This window comes from Arthrobacter sp. 7Tela_A1 (genome assembly GCF_049311065.1).
In the GTDB taxonomy this organism is placed as follows: Bacteria; Actinomycetota; Actinomycetes; order Actinomycetales; family Micrococcaceae; genus Arthrobacter_B.
Genome location: NZ_JAXIOO010000008.1, coordinates 19,562 through 40,901 on the forward strand (window position 1 = coordinate 19,562; position 21,340 = coordinate 40,901).

15 protein-coding genes are annotated in these 21,340 nt (G+C 60.3%); 7 read left to right on the forward strand and 8 right to left on the reverse strand.

All coding sequences use genetic code 11. The features are described from left to right. The first annotated feature begins 5 nt into the window (after positions 1-5). Together wecC and TVB01_RS05230 are read left to right on the forward strand one after the other, a co-directional pair. Positions 6-1,256, forward strand: a complete 1,251-nt coding sequence (gene wecC, locus TVB01_RS05225; RefSeq protein ID WP_422454655.1) for a UDP-N-acetyl-D-mannosamine dehydrogenase — start codon at positions 6-8, stop codon at positions 1,254-1,256. Positions 1,257-1,294: 38 nt separating this feature from the next. Beyond that, complete coding sequence (locus TVB01_RS05230; protein ID WP_422454657.1) at positions 1,295-5,713, forward strand: glycosyltransferase; 4,419 nt, start codon at positions 1,295-1,297, stop codon at positions 5,711-5,713. 253 nt (positions 5,714-5,966) lie between these two features. Here TVB01_RS05230 and TVB01_RS05235 read toward each other — a convergent pair whose 3' ends face one another. The 4 genes from TVB01_RS05235 to TVB01_RS05250 form a co-directional block, all read right to left on the reverse strand. Beyond that, on the reverse strand, positions 5,967-8,918 hold the full coding sequence (locus tag TVB01_RS05235; protein ID WP_422454659.1) for a heparinase II/III domain-containing protein: 2,952 nt from the start codon (positions 8,916-8,918) through the stop codon (positions 5,967-5,969). Then, positions 8,908-10,575 carry a DUF6270 domain-containing protein gene (locus TVB01_RS05240; protein ID WP_422454661.1) on the reverse strand — a complete coding sequence of 556 codons (1,668 nt, stop codon included), beginning with the start codon at positions 10,573-10,575 and terminating at the stop codon, positions 8,908-8,910. The genes TVB01_RS05235 and TVB01_RS05240 overlap by 11 nt, the downstream gene beginning before the upstream one ends. Continuing rightward, the gene (wecB, locus tag TVB01_RS05245) at positions 10,568-11,713 is read right to left on the reverse strand and encodes a non-hydrolyzing UDP-N-acetylglucosamine 2-epimerase (RefSeq protein WP_422454663.1); all 1,146 of its coding nucleotides are present in this window, start codon (positions 11,711-11,713) and stop codon (positions 10,568-10,570) included. The genes TVB01_RS05240 and wecB overlap by 8 nt, the downstream gene beginning before the upstream one ends. A 95-nt stretch (positions 11,714-11,808) precedes the next feature. Beyond that, the gene (locus TVB01_RS05250) at positions 11,809-12,186 is read right to left on the reverse strand and encodes a hypothetical protein (RefSeq protein ID WP_422454665.1); all 378 of its coding nucleotides are present in this window, start codon (positions 12,184-12,186) and stop codon (positions 11,809-11,811) included. Positions 12,187-12,200: 14 nt separating this feature from the next. On the opposite strand from TVB01_RS05250, the gene TVB01_RS05255 reads away from it, so the two are divergent. From TVB01_RS05255 to rsmD, 3 genes are read left to right on the forward strand one after another with little or no spacing between them, the layout of a single operon-like run. Further along, the gene (locus tag TVB01_RS05255; protein ID WP_422454667.1) at positions 12,201-13,229 is read left to right on the forward strand and encodes a DAK2 domain-containing protein; all 1,029 of its coding nucleotides are present in this window, start codon (positions 12,201-12,203) and stop codon (positions 13,227-13,229) included. A gap of 6 nt (positions 13,230-13,235) precedes the next feature. Then, positions 13,236-15,458: an ATP-dependent DNA helicase RecG gene (gene recG, locus TVB01_RS05260; protein ID WP_422454669.1), complete on the forward strand. Its 2,223-nt coding sequence runs from the start codon at positions 13,236-13,238 to the stop codon at positions 15,456-15,458. Between the two features lie 38 nt (positions 15,459-15,496). Then, a complete protein-coding gene (gene rsmD, locus TVB01_RS05265; RefSeq protein WP_422454670.1) occupies positions 15,497-16,084 on the forward strand; it encodes a 16S rRNA (guanine(966)-N(2))-methyltransferase RsmD in 588 nt (195 codons plus the stop codon). Between the two features lie 2 nt (positions 16,085-16,086). On the opposite strand, the gene TVB01_RS05270 is transcribed toward rsmD, so the two are convergent. Both TVB01_RS05270 and TVB01_RS05275 read right to left on the reverse strand, forming a co-directional pair. Next, positions 16,087-16,878, reverse strand: a complete 792-nt coding sequence (locus tag TVB01_RS05270; protein ID WP_422454672.1) for a spermidine synthase — start codon at positions 16,876-16,878, stop codon at positions 16,087-16,089. Then, positions 16,878-18,122: an aminotransferase class I/II-fold pyridoxal phosphate-dependent enzyme gene (locus TVB01_RS05275; protein WP_422454674.1), complete on the reverse strand. Its 1,245-nt coding sequence runs from the start codon at positions 18,120-18,122 to the stop codon at positions 16,878-16,880. The genes TVB01_RS05270 and TVB01_RS05275 overlap by 1 nt, the downstream gene beginning before the upstream one ends. Before the next feature lie 163 nt (positions 18,123-18,285). Between TVB01_RS05275 and TVB01_RS05280 the strand changes: the two genes are divergently transcribed. Continuing rightward, entirely contained in the window at positions 18,286-18,918 is a 633-nt protein-coding gene (locus TVB01_RS05280; protein WP_422454676.1) for a CatB-related O-acetyltransferase, read from the forward strand. Between the two features lie 381 nt (positions 18,919-19,299). On the opposite strand, the gene TVB01_RS05285 is transcribed toward TVB01_RS05280, so the two are convergent. Beyond that, the gene (locus tag TVB01_RS05285) at positions 19,300-20,100 is read right to left on the reverse strand and encodes a hypothetical protein (protein WP_422454677.1); all 801 of its coding nucleotides are present in this window, start codon (positions 20,098-20,100) and stop codon (positions 19,300-19,302) included. A gap of 157 nt (positions 20,101-20,257) precedes the next feature. Here TVB01_RS05285 and coaD point away from each other — a divergent pair, with 157 nt between their 5' ends. Continuing rightward, positions 20,258-20,725 (forward strand): pantetheine-phosphate adenylyltransferase, encoded by a 468-nt coding sequence (gene coaD / locus TVB01_RS05290; RefSeq protein WP_422454679.1) that lies wholly within the window; start codon positions 20,258-20,260, stop codon positions 20,723-20,725. A 1-nt stretch (position 20,726) separates the two neighbouring features. Here coaD and TVB01_RS05295 read toward each other — a convergent pair whose 3' ends face one another. After that, positions 20,727-21,305: an ElyC/SanA/YdcF family protein gene (locus TVB01_RS05295; protein ID WP_422454681.1), complete on the reverse strand. Its 579-nt coding sequence runs from the start codon at positions 21,303-21,305 to the stop codon at positions 20,727-20,729. Positions 21,306-21,340: the final 35 nt, after the last annotated feature.

The window sequence follows — 21,340 nt, forward strand, 5'->3', positions numbered from 1 at the left end:
GAAATATGAAGGAATTTAACAGCGTAGCGGTCATCGGCCTCGGCTACATCGGCCTCCCAACTGCCGCCGTCCTTGCCGGTAACGGCCTTAGCGTCATTGGTGTGGACGTCAAGGAGTCCTCAGTGGCGGCCATCAACCGGGGAGAGGTGCCCTTCGTCGAGCCCGATCTCGGGGAGGCAGTAGCTAAAGCCGTTACTGGCGGCACCCTCAAAGCCACCACGGACACACCTGCAGCAGACGCGTACATCGTTGCTGTCCCTACGCCGTTCAACGCGGACCGGAGCGCAGACCTTTCGTACATCGAGGCGGCAGCCCGGAGCATCGCTCCGCAGCTGAACGGCGACGAGCTCGTGATCCTGGAGTCCACGTCGCCCCCCGGCGCGACGCAGCACCTCGGTGACTACCTCATCAGTCTCCGGCCGGACCTTTCCCTAGACCCTGACTCAGGCAAACCGCTGCTCCACGTTGCCCACTGTCCCGAACGTGTCCTGCCGGGACGGGTCATGGTCGAACTGGTGACGAACGATCGAATCGTCGGCGGACTGACCGCTGCAGCCGCTGAAATGGCCCGCGATCTGTACAGCGTCTTCTGCGAAGGATCGATGCATGTCACGGATGCCAAGACCGCCGAAATGGCCAAACTCGTGGAAAACTCCTACCGCGACGTTAACATCGCGTTTGCAAACGAACTCTCGGTGATCAGCTCCAAGCTGGACATCGATGTCTGGGAACTGATTGAACTGGCTAATCACCATCCGCGCGTTAACATCCTGCAGCCGGGCCCCGGTGTAGGCGGCCACTGCATCGCGGTGGACCCCTGGTTCATTGTCTCCGCGGCGCCGGACGAAGCAAACCTCATCCGCCAGGCCCGTGAAACCAACGACGCCAAGCCGGCGTGGGTGATCCAGCAGGTCCAGGACCTCGTCTCGGAGCGTCCCGGCGCCAAGGTTGCCGCCCTTGGCCTGGCGTTCAAAGCAGATATCGACGACATGCGGGAGTCTCCCGCCATCGGAATTGTTGCCGCCCTGAGTGAGCGGCTGCCGGATGTCCTCGTGACCGTCGCCGAGCCGCACTTGGACCAGCTTCCGGTGGCTCTTCGCGGGCTGCAGAACGTTTCCCTGGCCGCAGCAACCGGGAACGCAATCGAAGACGCAGACATAGTGCTCCTTCTCGTTGACCACACGGAGTTCAAGGACTTGGACAGGGGACTCCTCGAGGGTAAGCACGTGGTCGACACCCGCGGAATCTGGCGCTAGGCGCTCGGAAAAGCCAAAAACCACCAGCCTAGGACAACATGAAGTACGCAGATGAGCAGCAGTCATTCTCAGCCACGGCAGCGGCGCGCAGGAAACAGTATCCCGCTGACCTGGACAGCCTCCTTGAAGTACATGAACGGGCGGTTGAGAGGGGCGCGGCGGATGCCGAGGCACTCCGAATGCTCCAAGCTGAGTTCAGCAAGCTTCAGGCTGAATCCGTGCAGCTGCGGGCCGATCTTCAGGCAGCGAGGGAAGAGGTCCGCCGGCTGAGGACAACACTGACCAAAATACGTAAGTCCGCCAGTGTCCGGGTGGGTAAAGCCATGCTTATGCCTGTTAGGGGCATGCGTCGCGCTGCTGTCGTAGCGAAAAATGTGCGTGGATCCGCTGCGACCGCTCAGATCGACGAATCGCCTTCCGCAGCCGCACCACCAATCAAGAGTGCCGTAGCCACCGTTGCAAACGGGCGGTCCGCTCTGCGTCTGCGCCAGGAGGAGCTGCTGCGGCAGGTCAACGCGGAACCGAACGCCGCAAACGTGATGCGTGCTGTTACCCATGCCTATTATGTGCTGGGCGACATTGTGGGCCCTGCAGATCTTATCCGCGAGCACCAATCGGTTTTGGAGTCACTGGATGCTCCGGGCCGGCGCACGGTCGACACGGTTCTGGGCCAGGAGCGGTTGTGGCTTCGCGACCCTGATATTTCGCCCCGCCAGCCTAACCCCGGTTACCTTGCCGAAGAGGGACGCGTGATGTACTGCGCGCACAGCACCGGTCGCTATAACAGCAATGGGTATTCGACCCGGACTGCGGAGCTTGTGCATGGATTGATGAGCGGGGGCATGGACGTGACAGTTGCCGCGCGGCCCGGATATCCGTGGGATGTTTCGGTGGATCAGCCGAAGCCGGCTCTGCACCGATTTACCGCAGATATTCTGGGCGTTGACCACGTTTTCAATCCCGGCCCGTCGTGGACTGTGCAGCCCCTGGACCTTTACTGGCTCGAAGCCACGGATATTTATGTCCGGGAAGCACAGCAAGCACGGGTAGCCGCCGTCCACTCTGCCTCAAACCATGTGACTGCTCTCCCGGCCCTGGCGGCGGCCCGCCGTCTTGGCATCCCCTTCTCCTACGAGGTAAGGGGACTGTGGGAGATTACCGAGGCGTCCGAGAAGCCCTCGTGGGAGGAATCTGAACGTTTTCAGCTTGCCCAGCGTCTTGAAACTCTGGTGGCGGTCAACGCCGACGTTGTTTTCGCCATCACCGAGCAGGTGCGCGAAGAATTGGTCAGGCGAGGCGTGGAGCGGGAGAGAATCCATCTCCTGCCCAACGGTGTGGACACCAATCGGTTTACACCGATGCCGCCCGCTGAGCGGATACGGCGGAATCTTGACCTTCCTGATGGTGTTCCTGTCATCGGATACGCAGGAAGCCTGGTCCACTACGAGGGGATATCAGACCTCCTGAAGGCTGCCGCTATCCTCAAGGAACAGGACGTCGATTTCCGTGCTGTCATAGTCGGTGACGGTGCTGACCTGCTGCGCTTGAGAGCGGAGTCGGCCGAGCTGGGGCTAGGCGACCGGGTCATTTTCCCAGGGCGGATAAAGGCGACCGAGGTACCGGACTACCTGAGCGTCTTTGATGTGATGCCGTGTCCGCGGGTGAGCCTCCCCGTCACAGAACTTGTTTCTCCCTTGAAACCGCTGGAAGCCATGGCCGCAGGTAAGGCGGTGGTCCTGACGGACCTTGCTCCTCTTCGTGAATTTGCGGGTGCTGGGCAAGAGCGTGCACTGCTGGCGGAACCTTCAAACCCGGCGTCCCTGGCCAAGGCCCTGCGCGTCCTCCTGGAAGACGCGGAGCTCCGTCAAGCAATGGGCCGACGGGCCAGGCTTTGGACTATCCGGTCGCGCCAGTGGCGTTCCATCAGCGCAGGTGTCAGCGAGGTCCTTAAGCCGGCGATTGCGAATGCCCAGCTGGCCTTGCCCGGGCAGCGAACGCTGCGGCAGATGTCTGTTGGCATTATTGCGGATGCATTCACGACTGAGGGCCTCCGCCCGGAGGCGCGGCTGACGGAACTGCTGCCTGGCTCGTGGCGTCAGCAGGTTGAGGAGACGCCAATAGATGTTCTGCTGGTGGAATCAGCTTGGGAGGGAGTGAACGGGGAATGGCGGCAGAAAGTCGGCTACTACGATGAGGACAAATTTACTCATCTCCGCGATCTGGTGGACTTCTGCAATCAGCGTTCGATACCGACGATTTTCTGGAACAAAGAGGATCCGGTCCACTTCAACCGGTTCCGGCGCACAGCGGAGATTTTCGACCACGTCTTCACGACTGATTCGGACTGCATCCCGAGTTACGCCGTCTCAGCCGGCCGGCGTTCCCGGACCGTGGCGTCTTTACCCTTCTACGCACAGCCGAAACTGCATAACCCGTTGCCTACGGATTACCCGTATGAGCACGCGGTTGCCTACGCCGGTTCGTTCTATGGAGACCGTTACCCAGCGCGGTCGGCGGAACTGGCACGAATCCTGACGGCCGCCGAGCCATATGGGCTGACTATTTACGACCGGCAGCATCTTAACCCTGACAGTCCCTACAAGTTCCCGGACAGCTTGAAGCGGTTTGTTCGGGGTGGCCTTCCCTACCTTGAAATGGTGAAGGCCTACAAGGCGCATCCGGTCCACATCAACGTTAATTCCGTGGATGAGTCACCCACCATGTTTTCCCGCCGTGTCGCTGAGATATCGGCCTCGGGTGCGGTCGTGCTTAGCGGCAAGGGGGAGGGTGTTTCTCGGGCTATGGCTGGCTTGGTGCAGACCGTCTCAACAGGGGAGGAAGCGGGCGTTCTCCTGGACCGCTGGATGAACGATGAGACAGCCAGGCTGAAGGACGCCTGGTTGGCCTATAGATTGATTCACCGAGGACATACTGCTGCACATCGACTCGCTTACATGCTGCGCTGTGCGGGACTTGTCGTCGAGGCGCCTGCACCAGCGCGCTACGCCGTGAGAATCGGGAAACCTACCCCCGGACTCCTGGCCGCCTTGACCTCGCAGACCGTTTCACCGTCGCTGATCATTTCACCGGTAGCCCCCGAAATGGAGACATCAGGGTTGGCTTTCCTCAACGAGGAAGAAGCAACACCGGCGGCCCTTGACCGGCTTGGCATCGACTGGATAGGAGAGATGCCCCAGTCGGGACTGGACCGGACAACGTACGAAGACCTCCTGACAGCAACGACATACGGGGAATGGGCCGAGATTGGCCTGTATGATGCGGCCAGTCCGAAACCCGGTGGAGGGCTGGTTACCTACGCTGCTGCACCAGAAGGCGCTCCCAAGCTGGTGTCACGGCGCGGCGGCGACGCTGCCAGGAGCCCCCTCCTGCTGAGCCGAGCACCAATCGACGCGGGTCATCGAGTGCTCGCAACCCCCGCGACGGCTCAGCGGAACAGGAAGAACATCCTTATCGCCGGGCATGACCTCAAGTTTGCCGGGGCGGTTATCGATGCACTGACTGCAGACGGACACGCTGTCAGCGTAGATCAGTGGCAGGGGCACAACCAGCATGATGAGGAGCACAGCAGAGAGCTGCTGGCCAAGGCAGATATCGTCTTCTGCGAGTGGACGCTGGGGAATGCCGTTTGGTATTCGAATAACCTGTTCCCGCATCAGCGTCTGGTGACGCGTTTTCATTCCCAGGAACTGTTTACCACTTACACCCTAAAGCTCAACCCGAGCCGCATCGACAAGGTGATCTTCGTTGGCAGGCATATTCAGGATATAGCTATCCGTGATCATGGAATTCCGGCCGATAAATCCATGATCATTCCTAACCCAGTTAACGTAGAAGCCCTCAGCGCCGAGAAACCGGACGACGCGAGATTCACGCTGGGACTGGTTGGCATCGTGCCGGCGCAGAAGGGACTTGGGCGGGCACTCGACTTGCTGGCTCGGCTTCGGACGCAGGATGAGCGGTACCAGCTGCGCATAAAAGGCAAGCGCCCGGAGGAATATCCCTGGATGAGTGCCCGGCCGGATGAAATGGCCTACTACGACGAACAGTATCAGCGGATCGAGAACGATCCTGTCCTCCGCAACGCGGTCCACTTCGACGGGCACGGCGACGACATGCCTGAATGGTACCGAGGAATCGGCGTTGTCCTCTCCCTCAGTGAGTTCGAATCGTTCCACCTGACGCTGGCTGACGGTGCAGCCAGCGGTGCTGTCCCCGCCAGCCTCGCCTGGCCAGGGGCTGATCAGATCTATCCGGCAACGTGGCTCCATCCGAGTGTGGAAGAACTGTCAGCGTACATTCTGAACAACACGGTGTCCGCAGACGTCTGGCGCGAACAGGGCGAGGCATCAGCGCTGTGGGCCGAGCAACGGTTCTCGGCGACAACGGTGATCCCGGCAATCATGGATACCATCCTAGGTAGCCGCACCTCTATATAGCTTTACGCTCTAAGGTCCGGACTGCGGGCCTCAGCCTGTGGCATGTGACATAAATCCAGAGGCCCGATATCAGTCTTCGCTGTTGGGAACCGCCGAAAGCTGATTACTGCGGTCAGCTTTCGGCGGCCTATCACCGGGTACCTTCGAGCTTTCAACAAAACGCATTCCGGGATGGTTGTCCAGAAAATCTCAGTACTACTGGGCAACCTCCGGGGTAGTACGAAGTTATAAACTCTTGTCACCTACGGGCTCCCTAGTTTTGACCGTCCTGATTGGTCCGGCGCCCGATAAGTTCACGGCCCGCACGGGGAACGAACCTGAGCCGCTTGCGAGCTGTCGCGAGCAGGTTCCTAAGATACAGGGGCACGGTTGTCACTGCTCGTCGTTTCGCTTGCAGAAGGAAACGCGTTACCTTAGTTCGTTTTATCCTAATCAATGCTTGGAACCTTGAAACTACCGTCGTGTTCCGCAGCGGCCCTAGGCACGAGTATGTTGTTTCCGAGAGTGGCATCTCTATGGGGCTGCCGGAGCTCATCTCAGGTATCACGAGACGACGCGTTGTGAAAGCAGATGACGTACTGGACCTAACTATTCTGGATGACACGCGTATGCGGTAGGTCCCAGGAAGAATATTGTGAAACACAGCTTTCCGCTCGGTCGAATAAGCAGTTTGCTCCACAACTTTCGAGTCTCGATAAAGTCTGAAAGCATGCTTCGAGCCTGAAGCCGAGAATATCTCAATCGTCAGCTTATTTCCTACTGCACTATGATAAAGCTTGTAAGGAAGGACAGTCTCATTAGACCTATCTACCCACTGGTCAATGTGCGCGCGAAGATAGAGTCTAAAAATCTTTCCGATGTCGGCGTGTGCAATGCCAGGAAGTAACAACGGCGAAACCGCGATACCATGCTCTTCAGCGTCAGCTATCAACGGTACGACGTGCTTTTTGTAGTGATGGTCCGCTTCACCAACAACGACAAAGATGGTCGTCGTCGATGAAGCATTTCGCATAAGTCCAGGAATGATCGAGTTTAGACGACTGATATCATCTGGCGTGGTGCCGCCAGTCATAAACTCAAGTATGTTGGGGTGTGGTCCGCTGAGGAACGAGCCGATTCTAGTTTGGGGAGCTCCAACGATGATCCGATCAACACCGAGTGCCAGACCATGGATAAGGGCACCAGAGCCGCCTTTTGAGGATCCGGCAGTGGCAACCTTAGTAGCATCAAGACCGTGTTCCGCCATGATCTTTTTGATCAAATTCTGTACTGAATCAAAAATTCCGGTTGACTCGTGATCAGAATAATAATAAGCACCTTGGTCACCAAAGTCGTCAAGTATGTAGAGCGCCGCTGTATCAGTTTGATCAATCGTCGACTTGTAGTTGTATGTAAAGTCTCCGGCCCCATGGATGGCGGTAAAGCAGACAACTAGGCGCTCTGTTGTCCCATTAGCGGCTGGCTGAAATAGGTAGTTTAGTAAAACCGCGCCTTGGTAACGCCTCCACCCGTCTTTATAGAAAATCCCCCGATCTGTATAGGAAAATTCTGCAAGACGGATGGAACTCTGTATTTCGGCGCTCTTCCCGCTGAACTCTATAGAAACAACACTGCTAGGTACAGCCTCGCCAAAGTTTGGAAATGTCCAGCCCAAGGGACGCGGTTTCAACCTTCCCTTATGAACGGTCAGTCGAGTCGGAACGTTGGCCCGGAATATGAGGTCCATGACCTTTTTTTCTCCATTAAAAAGCTCGAAACCTTGCCCATGGACCACTGCCGTGACATGCGCGCCTAGATTCCAAAGTAGTTGGTAGGTATGTTCACCCCCACTAGTGACCGTGTCAACGAGATTAATACGAGGCGACCCGGACGACTCGTCTATCTCAAGTTGCCGCGTGTGTTTTGTATCTTTATAACGAGCGTTGGTACCTTCAACGAGCACTCGGCTACATGTCTGTTCCTCGACAACAAGGTTGACAGACGCTGAACGGTCATCCGTTCGCGGGAGGCTACGCCCATCAACAACCAAACTATTATGTGAAAATTGAGAATAAGCGTAGCGTGAAAGTGGGTCCTTGTAATCGTAACTATAGGGGCCGGATTCGGCCAATAAGTCCATGTCTCCGCTGCGTAGAAAAAGGCTTAGGTCATCTGAGTGCTTGTGGTAGCCAGAATTGTACGCCGCCGAAAAAAATGCATAGGTGGCGTTTCTGTCGTTCCACGCGCTCCTATATATTAGATAGCCGGTCTGGGGCAGAACAAGAAATCTCTCTTTAGGCGGGCTGCCCTGGCGGCCGCCTGAAGCCGCGTAAAGGAATTCTTTACTGGGGAAGGTTCGAAGGAATGCCCTGGTGTTTACAGGACGCTGTGCTGTATCACTGATAGGCGGGTACAGGCCATTCGGCATTAGTGCATGGGTTGCGTATGTTTCAGCTTTAGAGAGAAGGGTGCCGAATTTTTCAGCGTTTTTGTGTTCGATGCTCGCGGCCAAGCGTTGGACCACGGAGACATATCGACAGACCATTATATGGTAGGTAGGGGTGTTTTCAATATGAACCCCTTCTGCGGTAAAACACGAACTGAAGTATTCATCTAAGCGACTGAATGCCAACTGCATGAACGTTTCGCGGGTGGCATCCTCGATCCAGTCGCCGAGGATCGAATAGTATAAGAGCGCCAGGTCCTGGAACATTCCATGATTATTTCCCGGAGAATGGAAGGCTGAGTCTGTCAACAATACGGCAGTCTCGTCCATCAGGCGACGCACAAACTCAAGGGAGTCCGGATCGACGTTTTCCGCGAGAATCGGTTGGAGTCTGAGAAGGATTATGAGGCGTTGAGCGGTAGTCTCGTCGTGGTAAGCCATAGGCGACCCCCCAGGGTACTTCCCGTTTACGGCTGACCAGGATTCGATAATACGCATGGCTGCGCGGCAAGCTTCCACCTTTGTGCGCTCTCCTGCCAATACCGTTCCAAACCAGTCCATGAAAAAAAGAAACGCGTGAAGAAAACGTTCGTGGCTGCGCGAATCTCGTTCTCCCCACACATCGCTCTCATTCAGAGAGACGCTGGGGTACGCGGCTGAAGTTAGAACTTGCTCTTTGAGAAAGAGGTCCGCTCGCTGCTGTTCGGCCGGACCACGAGGTGAAGTAAATTGTTCAAAAACAATCTTTCGCATAGCGGTGAGTTGAGTTTCAGTGAACATGTCTGGTTTTTTTCTCACCTTGATCGTTCAGCGTAGGCTTTCGAATTTCACGGGGAAGGTTGTCTCCCCAGTTTTCGAGAGCGTAATCAATAAAACCATTTAGGACTTCGCGGTAAGGCATATTATGACCAGAGGCAAAACGTTCAACGACGAACTGGACGTTGCCGTCGGAGGAAGTTGCGGTTTCAGGACCCATCCCTAGAACTCGCGCGAATGGCTTGAGATGGTTTTCCACGTGGAAGGCATCATCGTCGTTCTGCACGTAGATGATCTGGTAGGTCGTGGGACGCTCAGCTGCGATCCGGGTCACCAGGCTGACACGCTTCCCGAGCTCGTCCAACTGAAGTGGGGAGGCCATTTCGGGAAAAAGTGTTTTTTGATAGGCAGATACGGACTTGGCCCAATACCGCCGGATAGCGGTTTGCGGGTTGAAGACAAGGGCCCGCGAACCGGGAGTGGCTGCTGCGAGATTAACCGAAGCGAATCCACCGCCTGATCCACCGATAAAGAGTATTTTTTTCACGCCCAACTGTTCAGACACTAACCGGACGATCGAACTAAAACGCTGCGTCAGGTCATCATGCGAGTCCCCGGTAAACCAAGCAAGTTCCAGCCCTGCGTTACTCTCGAGTGCACCATCCGCGAGGAAGAGTAGATTCTCCGTTCGGGCCTCAAGAGTTGAAAGAAATTCGAATCGCGGAACCTTGTATTTTGCTCGGGGAAGTGCACCGTGACTGACAACGAGCAGCGTGTCTGACCCTGTATTCTGCAAAAGAAAGCGGGCTGGGAACTTTTCTCCGATAGCCTTACGAGGCGCTATCCGGTGCTCTGTACGCCCCGCCCTCCTGACATTTAGCTGCTCCGGATCACTCCACCGCAGAACCGGCGCCCGGTGGTGCGCATCCCAGTTCCACTGGGGATTCGCGCCTGTGCCAGTCACATCCAGGGCAGAGGCAAGCTGCTCCGAAACGCTGTGAAAGTGAGAATCCCTGATGTTCAGGGGCGACGGACCAAGCTGATGACCCGATGCAGCGGTTGTCTTGCGTTCCTTTATGACCCTGATACCCCGTCGGCGGAGATGACGGTAGTACGGTTTGAACGCGGCATTGGCGGCTCGTGAGCGCAGGCCAAATGGCAGCTCGAGCCCTTCGCCGTTCTCATCATGCGAAGCCCATGGCATCTGGAGCACGAATGTCTTTGAACGCAGTCCCAGGCTAGTTATCAAATCAACGAAGCGATCGGCCGCAGCCTTCCACAAAACCAGGTGCTCACGCGTTCCAAACCTGACAAAATTTGAAATCGCTGCCCCGTGCAACTCTGCGTTCTTCAACTGCGGGGACGCCGTGATGAAAGTTCCGTCTGTCAGGGCGTGCACGCCGAAGCGCTCGTCGGCCAGATCCCACAGGATGCAGTCAACGTTTGAGGTTTTTTCCTCCACCTCGGCAGGAAGGGAGGCTAGAGCATCCTGCCTGACCTGATGCGCGGCTGCGCCCGTCAGCCCCGGTGGCAGCTCAAAGCTCACACCGCTTGGACCGTTCATGGCGCTTATCAGGGACTGGCGGACGACATAGCCCGTTCTCGCAACACCTTCACTGTAGTTATTGACCAGGCCTGCGGCGGCATGACTCCCGTAGACAAAAACTTTTCTGTCAGGCATCGCCGAAGTCTGCGATCCGTGACCCAACCCCGAGCAGCTCCTCGATGGCCGCAACGGTGCGCGAGGCAGCCTTTCCGTCACCATAGGGGTTCACCGCGTTGGCCATGGAATCGAAATATCTCTGGTCGTTCAGCAGTTGGTCCACCTCGGTGACGATCCTGTCCTCGTCGGTGCCGATCAGCTTGACCGTGCCGGCAACAACGGCTTCCGGGCGCTCGGTGTTTTCCCGCATGACCAGCACCGGCTTGCCCAGGCTGGGAGCTTCTTCCTGGACTCCGCCGGAGTCGGTCAGGACTACATGGGACATCGCGAGCATCCGGGTGAATTCACCGTAGGCAAGCGGCTCGACCACGAGGACGTTTTCCTTCCCCTCGATAAAGGGCATCACGGCAGCGCGGACCACCGGGTTCTTGTGGAGGGGAACAACGATGGTGAGCTCCGGCTCTGCATCGGCGATCCTGGCCAGTGCCCGGCCAACGCCGCGCATGGCCTCGCCCTGGTTTTCGCGGCGGTGCGTGGTGACCAGCAGGATGCGTCCGCCGTCCTCCGCCAGCTTTTCCAGTACGGGATCGGAGAACGGAACCTTCTTGTCGACGGTCATGAACAGGGCATCAATGACCGTGTTGCCGGTGACAGCGATATCGGCGGCGGGAATGTTCTCCTTGAGCAGGTTGTCCCGGCTCGTGGTGGTCGGCGCCAGGTGCAGGCTGGCAATTTGTGACGTCATTTTGCGGTTGGCTTCCTCCGGGAAGGGAGAGAAGAGATCACCGCTGCGCAGGCCCGCTTCAACGTGGACGACGGGAATGCTGTGGTAGAACGCAGCGATGGCGCCGGCAGTGGATGTTGTCGTGTCACCCTGGACAACAACCGCATCGGGACGGCTGACGCTGAAGAGCTTGTCCAGGCCGTCAATGGTCTTCGTCAGGATGCCGTTAAGGGTCTGGCCCGGAGAGAAAATATTGAGGTCGTGGTCGGGAACGATCCCGAAGAGGCCGTTCACCTGGTCGAGCATGGACCGGTGCTGACCGGTGACTGTCGTAAACTGCTCCAGCGTGGTGGATTCGTGCAGCGCAGCCACAATAGGCGCCATCTTGATGGCTTCAGGACGAGTGCCGTAGATAGGCATAATGAGTGGCATAGCGGTACCCCATGGTTCATACGAGTGTGAGCGTAGTCCGCCGATTCTATCCGCTTTCCGGATTTCCCGGGTTCTGCCCCGTATCCGGGCGGCCTCTAGCCGAAAAGCACCAGCAGGACAACCAGGGCCGGAACCGACGCTGAAACCAGGACCGACAAGGCGATGACAACGGCGCGCTTCCGCCGATACGAGCGCGCCGGCTCCGGCCTCACGGCACCCGCCGGCCGGACAGCGCTGACTTCTTCAGCCTCGCCGGCGTTCCAAGAACCCATGTGCCGCGCAGCCGCAGCCTCCATATGCAGCCGTTTACCCATGGGCACCACTTTCGCACAGATTCTCCCTGCGTTCTCGGCCGCTGTCAGGGCCCTGCGGTAGGCTTCCTTGATGACAGGCTGCTCCGGGTGAACGGTGCCTTGGATGACAACAAGGCACTGGCTACAAACCCTTCGGGGCAGCAGCATGAGCATCAGCAAGGAACGGGACTACTTTGCAGACTAAGATCACCGCCAACGCGCAGGCGCTGAAGCGATGGTTGAGCAAGGCAGAAATCTCGCTGGGAAACCACAGCGACCGGCTGAACGCCATCAATATCTTCCCTGTAGCCGACGGCGACACCGGCACCAACCTGTACCTCACCATGAGGGCCGCCTCCGCTGCAGCCGCAGAACTCGACACCCAGGACATCGGCGAACTGCTCTCAGCAGCAGGCCGCTCCGCCATGGAACAGGCGCGGGGCAATTCCGGCACCCTGCTCTCCGTCTTCCTCACCGCGATGGCCGAGCCGCTGGCAGGCGACACCCGGCTTTCGGCGCCGTTGCTGGCCCGGGCACTGGAACGGGCGCAGCTGCGTTCCTGGTCCGTGCTCAGTGATCCGGTGCCCGGCACCATGCTCTCGGTCCTGGAGGAAGCAGCCCGGGCCGCTTCCCGCGTTGAACCCGCCCAGACCGGGGATGATTCCAACGCCGGGCTGGCCGAGACACTGCGGGCAGTGATGACCGCCGCGCTTGCCGCCGTCATCCGCACCGAAGAGCAGCTCAAAACCCTTACCGATGCCCGCGTGGTGGACGCCGGCGGCGTCGGCTTCCTGCTGGTGCTGGACGCGCTCCGCGCCGCTGCCCTCGGTGAGGAACTGCAGGGCGAGCTGCTGGACGGCCTGCACGGCTACGACGTCCAGGATCCGCACATCCACAGCACCCAGCCGCAGCTGGAGGGCGTGGAAGTGATGTGCACCATCGTCCTTTCCCCACTCGACGCAGCCACCATGAGGCTGCAGCTGGACGAACTGGGGGAGTCCGTCATCATGAGCGCCGTCAGCCCTGTCGGCGACGGGTACCGCTGGCGGGTCCATGTGCACACGCCGGACGCCGGGGCAGCGCTGGAGCTTCTGCGCACCGTTGGGGAACCAACCAACGTCACGATTACCGAGCTCTCCGCCAACGGGCACCAGACAAGCGAAATCCCGCAGGTTCCCGTCCCCGGCGCCACAGCCGGCGGCGGCCTGGCCCGCGAAGCCTAAGCCTCCATGCAGGACAGGATCCCCGGCGAACTCGACTATCCACTCGACCGCCGGATCGGCAAGAAGTCTGCGGACAAGATCGAGAAGCAGCTCGGCATCACGACCGTGGGGGAGCTGCTCTTCCACTTTCCCCGCCGCTATCTTGAACGCGGCGAGCTGACCCGTATTTCGGAGATACCCTTCGACGAAGAAGTGACCCTGGTGGCGCGGGTCCAGTCGAACAACTCGCGGCGCATGCAGACACGCAGAGGCATGATCGTGGAGATCACGGTCACGGACGACGCCGACGGATCCCTGGGCCTGCTGCACCTCACCTTCTTCAACGGCTACAACGCCCAGAAGGAACTGCAGGTGGGCACTCGGGCGATGTTCTCGGGCAAGGTCGGCGTGTACAAAGGCCAGCTCACGCTGACCAACCCCAACTATGTCCTGCTGGACGATGAGGCCGACGACGAGGAAGAAGCACGCCGGCCCATCCCGGTCTACCCGGCGACGGCGAAGCTCACCAGCTGGGACATCAAAAAGACCATCGACGTGCTGCTCGACAGCCTGCAGACTGAACGCCTGGGTGATCCGGTTCCCCAGGCCATCCGCGCCAGGGACAAGCTGATGGCGCTGCCGGCTGCTTTCGAAGCCATTCACCGGCCCGCAGAAATTGAACAGGCCTACAAAGCCAGGCACCGCTTCCGTTACCAGGAAGCACTGGTCCTGCAAACCGCACTGGCACGCCGCCATGCCCAAACCGCCCGGCAGGACGCGACAGCGCGCCCGCCCGCAGCGGGAGGGCTCCTGGAATCCTTCGACGCCGCTCTGCCGTTCACCCTCACAGCGGGCCAGGCACGCATCGGCGGCGAACTGGCCGCCGACCTTGCCCGGCCGCACCCCATGAACCGGCTGCTCCAAGGTGAAGTCGGCTCCGGCAAGACCCTGGTAGCCCTGCGGGCCATGCTCCAGGTCATTGATGCCGGGGGACAGGCAGCCCTCCTGGCACCCACCGAAGTCCTCGCCGCCCAGCACTACGCCTCCATCACCCGGACCCTGGGTCCGCTGGCGGAGGGCGGCCTGCTTGGCGGCAGCGAACTCGGTACCCGGGTCACTCTGCTGACCGGCTCCATGTCCGCCTCCCAGCGCAAAGCGGCCCTCCTGGACGCAGCGTCCGGCGAGGCCGGGATTGTCATCGGAACCCACGCCCTGCTCTCCGAGAACGTGCAGTTCGCGGACCTGGGCCTGGTGGTGGTGGATGAACAGCACCGCTTCGGCGTCGAACAGCGTGACATCCTGCGGACCAAGGGCCGCAACGGCACGCCCCACCTGCTCGTGATGACAGCGACGCCCATACCCCGAACCGTCGCCATGACGGTGTTCGGCGACCTGGACGTCTCCACGCTGGACGAACTTCCGGCCGGCCGGGCCCCGATCTCCACCTACCTGGCCCCCCTGGCAGACAAGCCGGCCTGGGGGCCGCGGATCTGGGCACGGGCCCGGGAAGAGATCGACGCCGGGCGCCAGGTCTACGTGGTCTGCCCCAAAATCGGGGACCAGGACGAAGAGCCCGGCACGGAACTGGCCGCCGTCGACGACGCGCCCCAGCAAGCAGCCCAGCGCAATCAGCGGCCGCTGGCCGCCGTCACGGACGTGGTGGAACGGCTGCAGGAACTGCCTGTCCTTGCCGGGATTCGGCTCGGCATGCTGCACGGCAGGATGGACCCGGCCGACAAATCAGCGGCCATGGACGCCTTTAACCGGGGGCAGATTGACCTGTTGGTCTCCACCACCGTCATCGAGGTGGGTGTGGACGTGCACAACGCCACCATGATGGTGATTCTCGACGCCGAACGCTTCGGAATCTCCCAGCTGCACCAGCTGCGCGGCCGGGTGGGACGAGGCGGCCTGCCCGGAACCTGCCTGCTGGTGACGAACCTGGAGGCCGGGCACCCCAGCCGGGAGCGGCTGGACGCCGTCGCAGCCACAACCGACGGCTTCGAGCTTTCCCGCCGCGACCTGGAGCTGCGCCGCGAAGGCGACATCCTGGGCGCCTCCCAGTCCGGAGGCCGGTCCACCCTCAAGCTTCTGCGGGCCATCCAGGATGAAAAGGTGATCGAGAAGGCGCGTGCCGATGCCTATGGCCTGATTGGCGAGGACCCGGACCTGCTTGAGCATGCAGGCCTGAACGAGGCCATCGAGGCCTACCTCAACCCGGAGAAGGAAGCCTTCCTGGAAAGAGGCTGATTCCGGGCCGGGTGCGCCGGCTGGCTAGAGTGGAACCCATGAGCCGCATCATTGCCGGGGCCGCCGGCGGATCCACCCTGTCCAGCGTTCCGGGATCAGGAACCCGCCCCACCACGGACCGTGTCAAGGAAGCGCTGTTCTCGAGGCTGGAGTCCTACGACATCCTCTCCGGCGCCTACGTCCTGGACCTCTTCGCCGGTTCGGGCTCCCTCGGCGTCGAAAGCGCAAGCAGGGGCGCAGCCCGGGTGGACCTGGTGGAGCTCGCCGAAAAAGCCGCTGCCGTCTGCCACCGCAATGCCTCACTGGTCAACAAGGTCCTCGGCCGCGAAGCCGTCCAGGTGCACCGGGCCAAGGCAGAGACGTACCTGCTGCGGGTGCCGGAAGCCCTGAAATGGGACCTGGTCTTCCTGGACCCGCCCTACACCCTGGACGAAGAAGGCCTCGCCGCCGTCCTCAAAACCCTGGAAAGCCACCTTGCCGACGGCGCCGTCGTCGTGGTGGAACGCTCCACCCGTTCCCCCGAACCGTCCTGGCCTGCCGGCCTGGAACGCTTCAGCGAAAAAGCCTACGGCGAGACAACACTCTGGTTCGCCGAGCCGGCGGGGGAGCCGGAAGAGGACTCCTGATGTCAGCTTCCTGAAATGAAGGCGTCCACGTCGGTTCCGGTCAGCACTGCCGCCGGATGGGGTCCGGCCGCCAGCAGGGCCGTGGTCCATTCCACCGGCCACCGGAACGGAACTCCAACCAGCACAATGTTCCCGGGGTGACGGCCGGTAAACATGCTGGTTTCGGCGAGAGCGGCCACATCGCCGCCGTTCCCGAAGACCTGCTGCATCGCCGCCGCCTGGCGGCGCGCGAACGCCAGGGGCGGATCGTCGCCCACGTTGACCAGCAGTACGCCGGACGGAGCCAGCAGGTCTTTGAGCTCGGCGTAGAAACCGGCCGACGCCAGATGCTCCGGAGCGTCGGCCCCGGCGAAGACATCGAGCACCACCGCATCAAAGGAACCGGATTCGAACCTGTGCAGCTCCGCACGGGCGTCACCGATCACGGTTTCCAGAACGGTCCCTTCGGGCAGCGGCAGGTACGCCAGCACATAGTCGAGCAGTTCCCGTTCCAGTTCCACGGCCGTCTGTTCCGAGCCGGGCCGCGTGGCCTGCAGGTAGCGCGCCAGGGTGAGGGCTCCGGCGCCCAGGTGCAGGGTCCGCAGCGGACGGCCGGGCTCGGCGGCCACATCCAGCACATTGCCGATGCGGCGGAGGTATTCGTAGAAGATCTCTTCCGGCCGGGCGAGGTTCACATGGGACTGCTGCGCCCCGCCGATGGAAAGGATCCAGGCGCCTTCCGTGTAAGCGTCTTCGTCAAGTTCGGCGTGCGCGCCGATGCCCCGCAGCAGGCGCGACGGTGGCCGGCCGGGCATCACAGCACCTCGCCGAGGCGGGCGATGCGCTCAGCGGCTTCCTGGAGCACATCGAAACGCTTGCAGAACGCGAACCGCAGCAGGGTCTTTGTCCGCTCCGCGCCCTCGGGATGGCAGAACGGGGCCACCGGGATGGCCGCAACGCCCACGAGTTCCGGCAGGCGCCGGGAAAGACCGGTGGCGTCCTCGATGCCCAGGGGAGCGACGTCGGCGATGACAAAGTAGGTTCCCTGCGGCTGGAACACGTCCAGTCCGGCTGCCCGCAGGCCGGTGGACAGGACGTTCCGCTTGGCGCGGAGGGTGCCGGCGGCTTCGGCAAAGAAGGAATCATCCATTCGCAGTCCATCCGCGACTGCCGCCTGGAACGGAGCGCCGGAGCTGTAGGTGAGGAAGCTCTTCACCGTGCGCACAGCAGCGACCAGTTCAGCGGGTCCGGTCAGCCAGCCGATCTTCCAGCCGGTCAGGGAGAAGGTTTTCCCGGCCGAGGACAGCGTGATCGTCCGCTCTGCGGCCCCGGGGAGGGTGGCGACCGGGATGTGCTGCGGACCAAAGGTGAGGTGCTCATACACCTCATCGGTGACGATGACGGCGTCGTGCTTCACTGCCAGGTCCACGATCCGCTGCAGGACCGGGAGAGGGAAGACGGCGCCCGTGGGATTGTGCGGATTGTTCACCAGCACCACGCGGGTCCGGTCGGTGAAGGCCTGCTCCAGCGCGTCCAGGTCCGGCAGGAAGTCAGGGGCCAGCAGGGGAGCGGTGGTGTGCGTGGCGCCGCTGAGGCCGATCATGGCCCCGTAGGAGTCATAGAACGGTTCGAAGGTCAGCACCTCGTCGCCCGGTCCGGTCAGCGCCAGCAGCGTGGCAGCGATGCCTTCGGTGGCGCCGGTGGTCACCATGACTTCAGTCGCAGGATCCGGAGTCAGCCCGTAGAAGCGCTCCTGATGCTCGGCGATGGCTTCCCGGAGCACCGGCACCCCCATGCCCGGCGCGTACTGGTTGGCCCCGGCCAGTATCGCCTTGCGGGCCGCGTTGCGGATCTCCGCCGGTCCGTCCTCGTCCGGGAATCCCTGTCCGAGGTTGATCGCCTGGTGCCGGCCAGCCAGCGCAGTGATCTCTTCGAAGATGGTGATGCCGAGGTTGCCGTCGCCTCCGAGCAGGTTAGCCCCCGCCGCCGTCCGCTGCCAGGGAGCCGGACATCCGTCCCGTGAGTCTCTGAGCATGTGCGTCCGGGGTGTTGAGGTCATGTCTTTAAGTATCACCCGAACTAGGCAACAGGATGGGAAAAGTCTGGCTTTGTTTGGGACGAGCCAAGGTGGGGAAGTGCACAGCGGACAGGCGTGTCCTGGATATACATGGTCAAAGACCCGGCGTGGAGGCAGGAATCTTCACTTGGGGTAATATCTACACGTGCAAAATGTAACAAATAAGACTCTTCCCTCCCCGGCACCCACAACTGATTGGGAAAACCGTGGGCGTTGGGCGCAACTGACACGGACAACGCTCGCGGAAAGTATTGCAAAGTTTGGTTGGGAGATCGGAGACCACACATATGGTCGTCCCACTGTCTTTGAACGGACAGCCAGGCTTAGGATCGGTAAGTTCTGTTCCATCGCTGCGGGTGTCGAGATAGCTCTGGGCAACCACCGGACAGACTCAGTTTCGTCGTATCCTTTCGGCACTTTGGGCAAATGGTGGCCGTCAGCAACGGGAATTTCCGATCACAGTTCCCGCGGTGACGTGGTGATTGGAAATGACGTCTGGATTGGCGCGTCATCGTTCATCTCATCGGGCGTCACAGTAGGTCACGGTGCTGTGATAGGCGCTCACGCCGTAGTCACGAAAGATGTTGCGCCATACTCCGTTGTGGGGGGGAATCCCGCAAAAGTAATAAAGTACCGGTTCGACCCTGAAGTTATCGAACAGTTACTCGAAATTTCGTGGTGGGATTGGACTGATGAGATCATCGACGCTCATCTTCCGCTTATGCTGCGTGGAAGTGTCACAGATTTTATTGCAGAGGCACAAGCATTGAAGCTTTAAAGAATCATCCGTAGGAATACCAACTAGGACTTCGGGGGAGCTTCTTCCGCTCGAAGCGCGCCAATCAGTCACCCGCCGACGAATAGGTTCTGTGCGGCATATCCTCGAGGGGAGCAAGGGGCAACTTGGAAGAAAGATTCTAGATTTTAGACGGATGCAAGCTAATGGCTTGCATCGAGATGACCGGCTTAGAGTCGGAGAGCGATAGTCTCTGGCGGACAAAAAGTCGCAAACTGCATGATTCTGTGTGGTTATGCTGGTGGATTCATGCTTGGGCCGGACAACAGCGGTAGGGCACTGGTTTATTACTGCGGACGGATCGGCGGATGGTGCGCCTCATCAGATGCGTCCAGGGTGGCGTCCACCTCCTGTATGAGACGTCTATGAAATGGTTTTCAACGTTTTCTCGCGCCGGTCTGAGGGGCGCAGGGGATTGAGTGCCAGACTTGAATCTGCAATCTCGAAGTCCTTCCGGCCGCTGCAACTGTCTTCTATGGGAATGCTCCGCCCCGAAAGCTCCCACGCTAGCACTGGGAACGAGGACCAGTATGGCGCAAGGATATAGCTGGATGAAGCCAGGAGATAAGTGTCTACTACACTGGCCATAACACCCTCAGTTGAATTGTACCCGCCCTTGTCGGTAAGGGCGACACTTTCTGGATACGTGGCAATGAGTCTTTCCTGCACTTCAGGTACGTCACAGGAAATGAAAAACTTGACATCCGAGTAACTTTGCCTAATTTCATTCATTCGACCGATGTACCACTCGATCGGTGACATCTTGAGGGTCTTGGCATGCGCCATGTGGTTTGTCCTGATGGAAACGCCGACATAGGGAGCTCCAGCCAAGGGCTGGAATGTGTCAATGACACGCTCCTGGATGACTGCGGCAGGGATCAACTCGCGGAGCCGTTGAGCCCACGACGGTGCTCCATCCGGGATGGTCACCGCGTCCCCACTGCGTAGGTGCCAGACCATGTCAGCCTTATTGAGAGCTTCAGCGTCTTTAACGTAGGGGTAAGTCTTGTTGATCTTCACCGATTCTGCCCACGGGATTTCGGTGTGGTCGAAATGCCATAAGTTCGTCAAAGCGGGCTTGAATAGGTCCGTCTGAGGCCATGCATAGAGGAAGTCTCGGCCCATACTCTGGGCGAGACTCAACGCGCTGAGGGTGAAGCGCATTCTATTCCCCAGTCCCGCGTTGCTTACGTTCGTGGCTAGAAGGGTCGGACCAGTCAGACGTATTTCCACAGACAAGACGTTAGCACCGCTTATGGATAGTTGCCCGTACCGCCGTGCCTGACCTGGCCGGCAGCCGGGAACCGGGTAGATTCGACGTATGCGACGCGCCGTATGCCCCGGATCCTTCGACCCCATCCACAACGGACACCTGGAAGTCATCGCCAGGGCCACGAACCTCTTCGACGAGGTGATCGTGGCGGTTTCAACGAACTACGCCAAGAAGTACCGGTTCTCCGAAAAGGAACGCCTCGAGATCGCCTCCGAGACGCTGGGGTCCCTGGCGGGGGTGTCGGTTGTGCCCATGGGGCAGGGGCTGCTCGCGGAGTTCTGCCGGGAGCACGGCGCCAGCGCCGTCGTGAAAGGCCTGCGGTCCGTCCAGGACTACCAGTACGAGCTGCCAATGGCTGTGATGAACCGGCAGCTCACCGGTGTCGAAACCGTCTTCCTCGCAGCGGAGAGTTCCTACACGCACTTGTCCTCAAGCCTGATCAAGGAAGTTGCCGCGTTGGGCGGGGACATCACTGACTACGTTCCGCGGGCGGTCCTCAAACGCCTGTCCGCCTGAGCTAGCCGATAGGAGAGGCGCACGCCGGGCGAACAAACGCTGCGGCTACGCCTCCGGTTTCCTCCGTGAAGCGTCCCAGCCACTGGACGGGACCGAGGTCAGGTTCCGACCCGACCATGGTCACGCGGGCGTTGGTGCACTGCTTGATGTTCGCCTGCGCCCGGACGACGTGGTATTTCGACGTCACCACGACGATGTCCTCCCAGCCGTTGTCGGCAGCCAGACGGGCAATGGACCGGGCTTCGGCCCGCGTGGACAGGGGGCTCGGGGCGAAGCACTTGATGGCAGGGTTCGTCGAGTAGTTGCACACCAGGTCCATGTTGGCGTTGCCCGGTGTGTCGGTGGTGGAGAGCACCAGGACAGGTGCCTGTCCTTCGCGCACCAGCGCCTGCCCCACAGGCAGGCGCTCCGAAGCCGCACCGGCCAGGACGATTACAGCGTCGGCACGGGCAGGGAGGTCTTCCGTGTGCGGAAAGTAGAAAAGGTTCATGGCGACCAGGAGCCACACCAGGAGTGCGGAAAGCGCGGCACCGGTAAGGGCGGCTAGGAGGCGCAGGGACCTGGTACGTCGAAAGAACACCTCCCAAGACTAGGCGAGAGCAGCCGCAGCCCTTG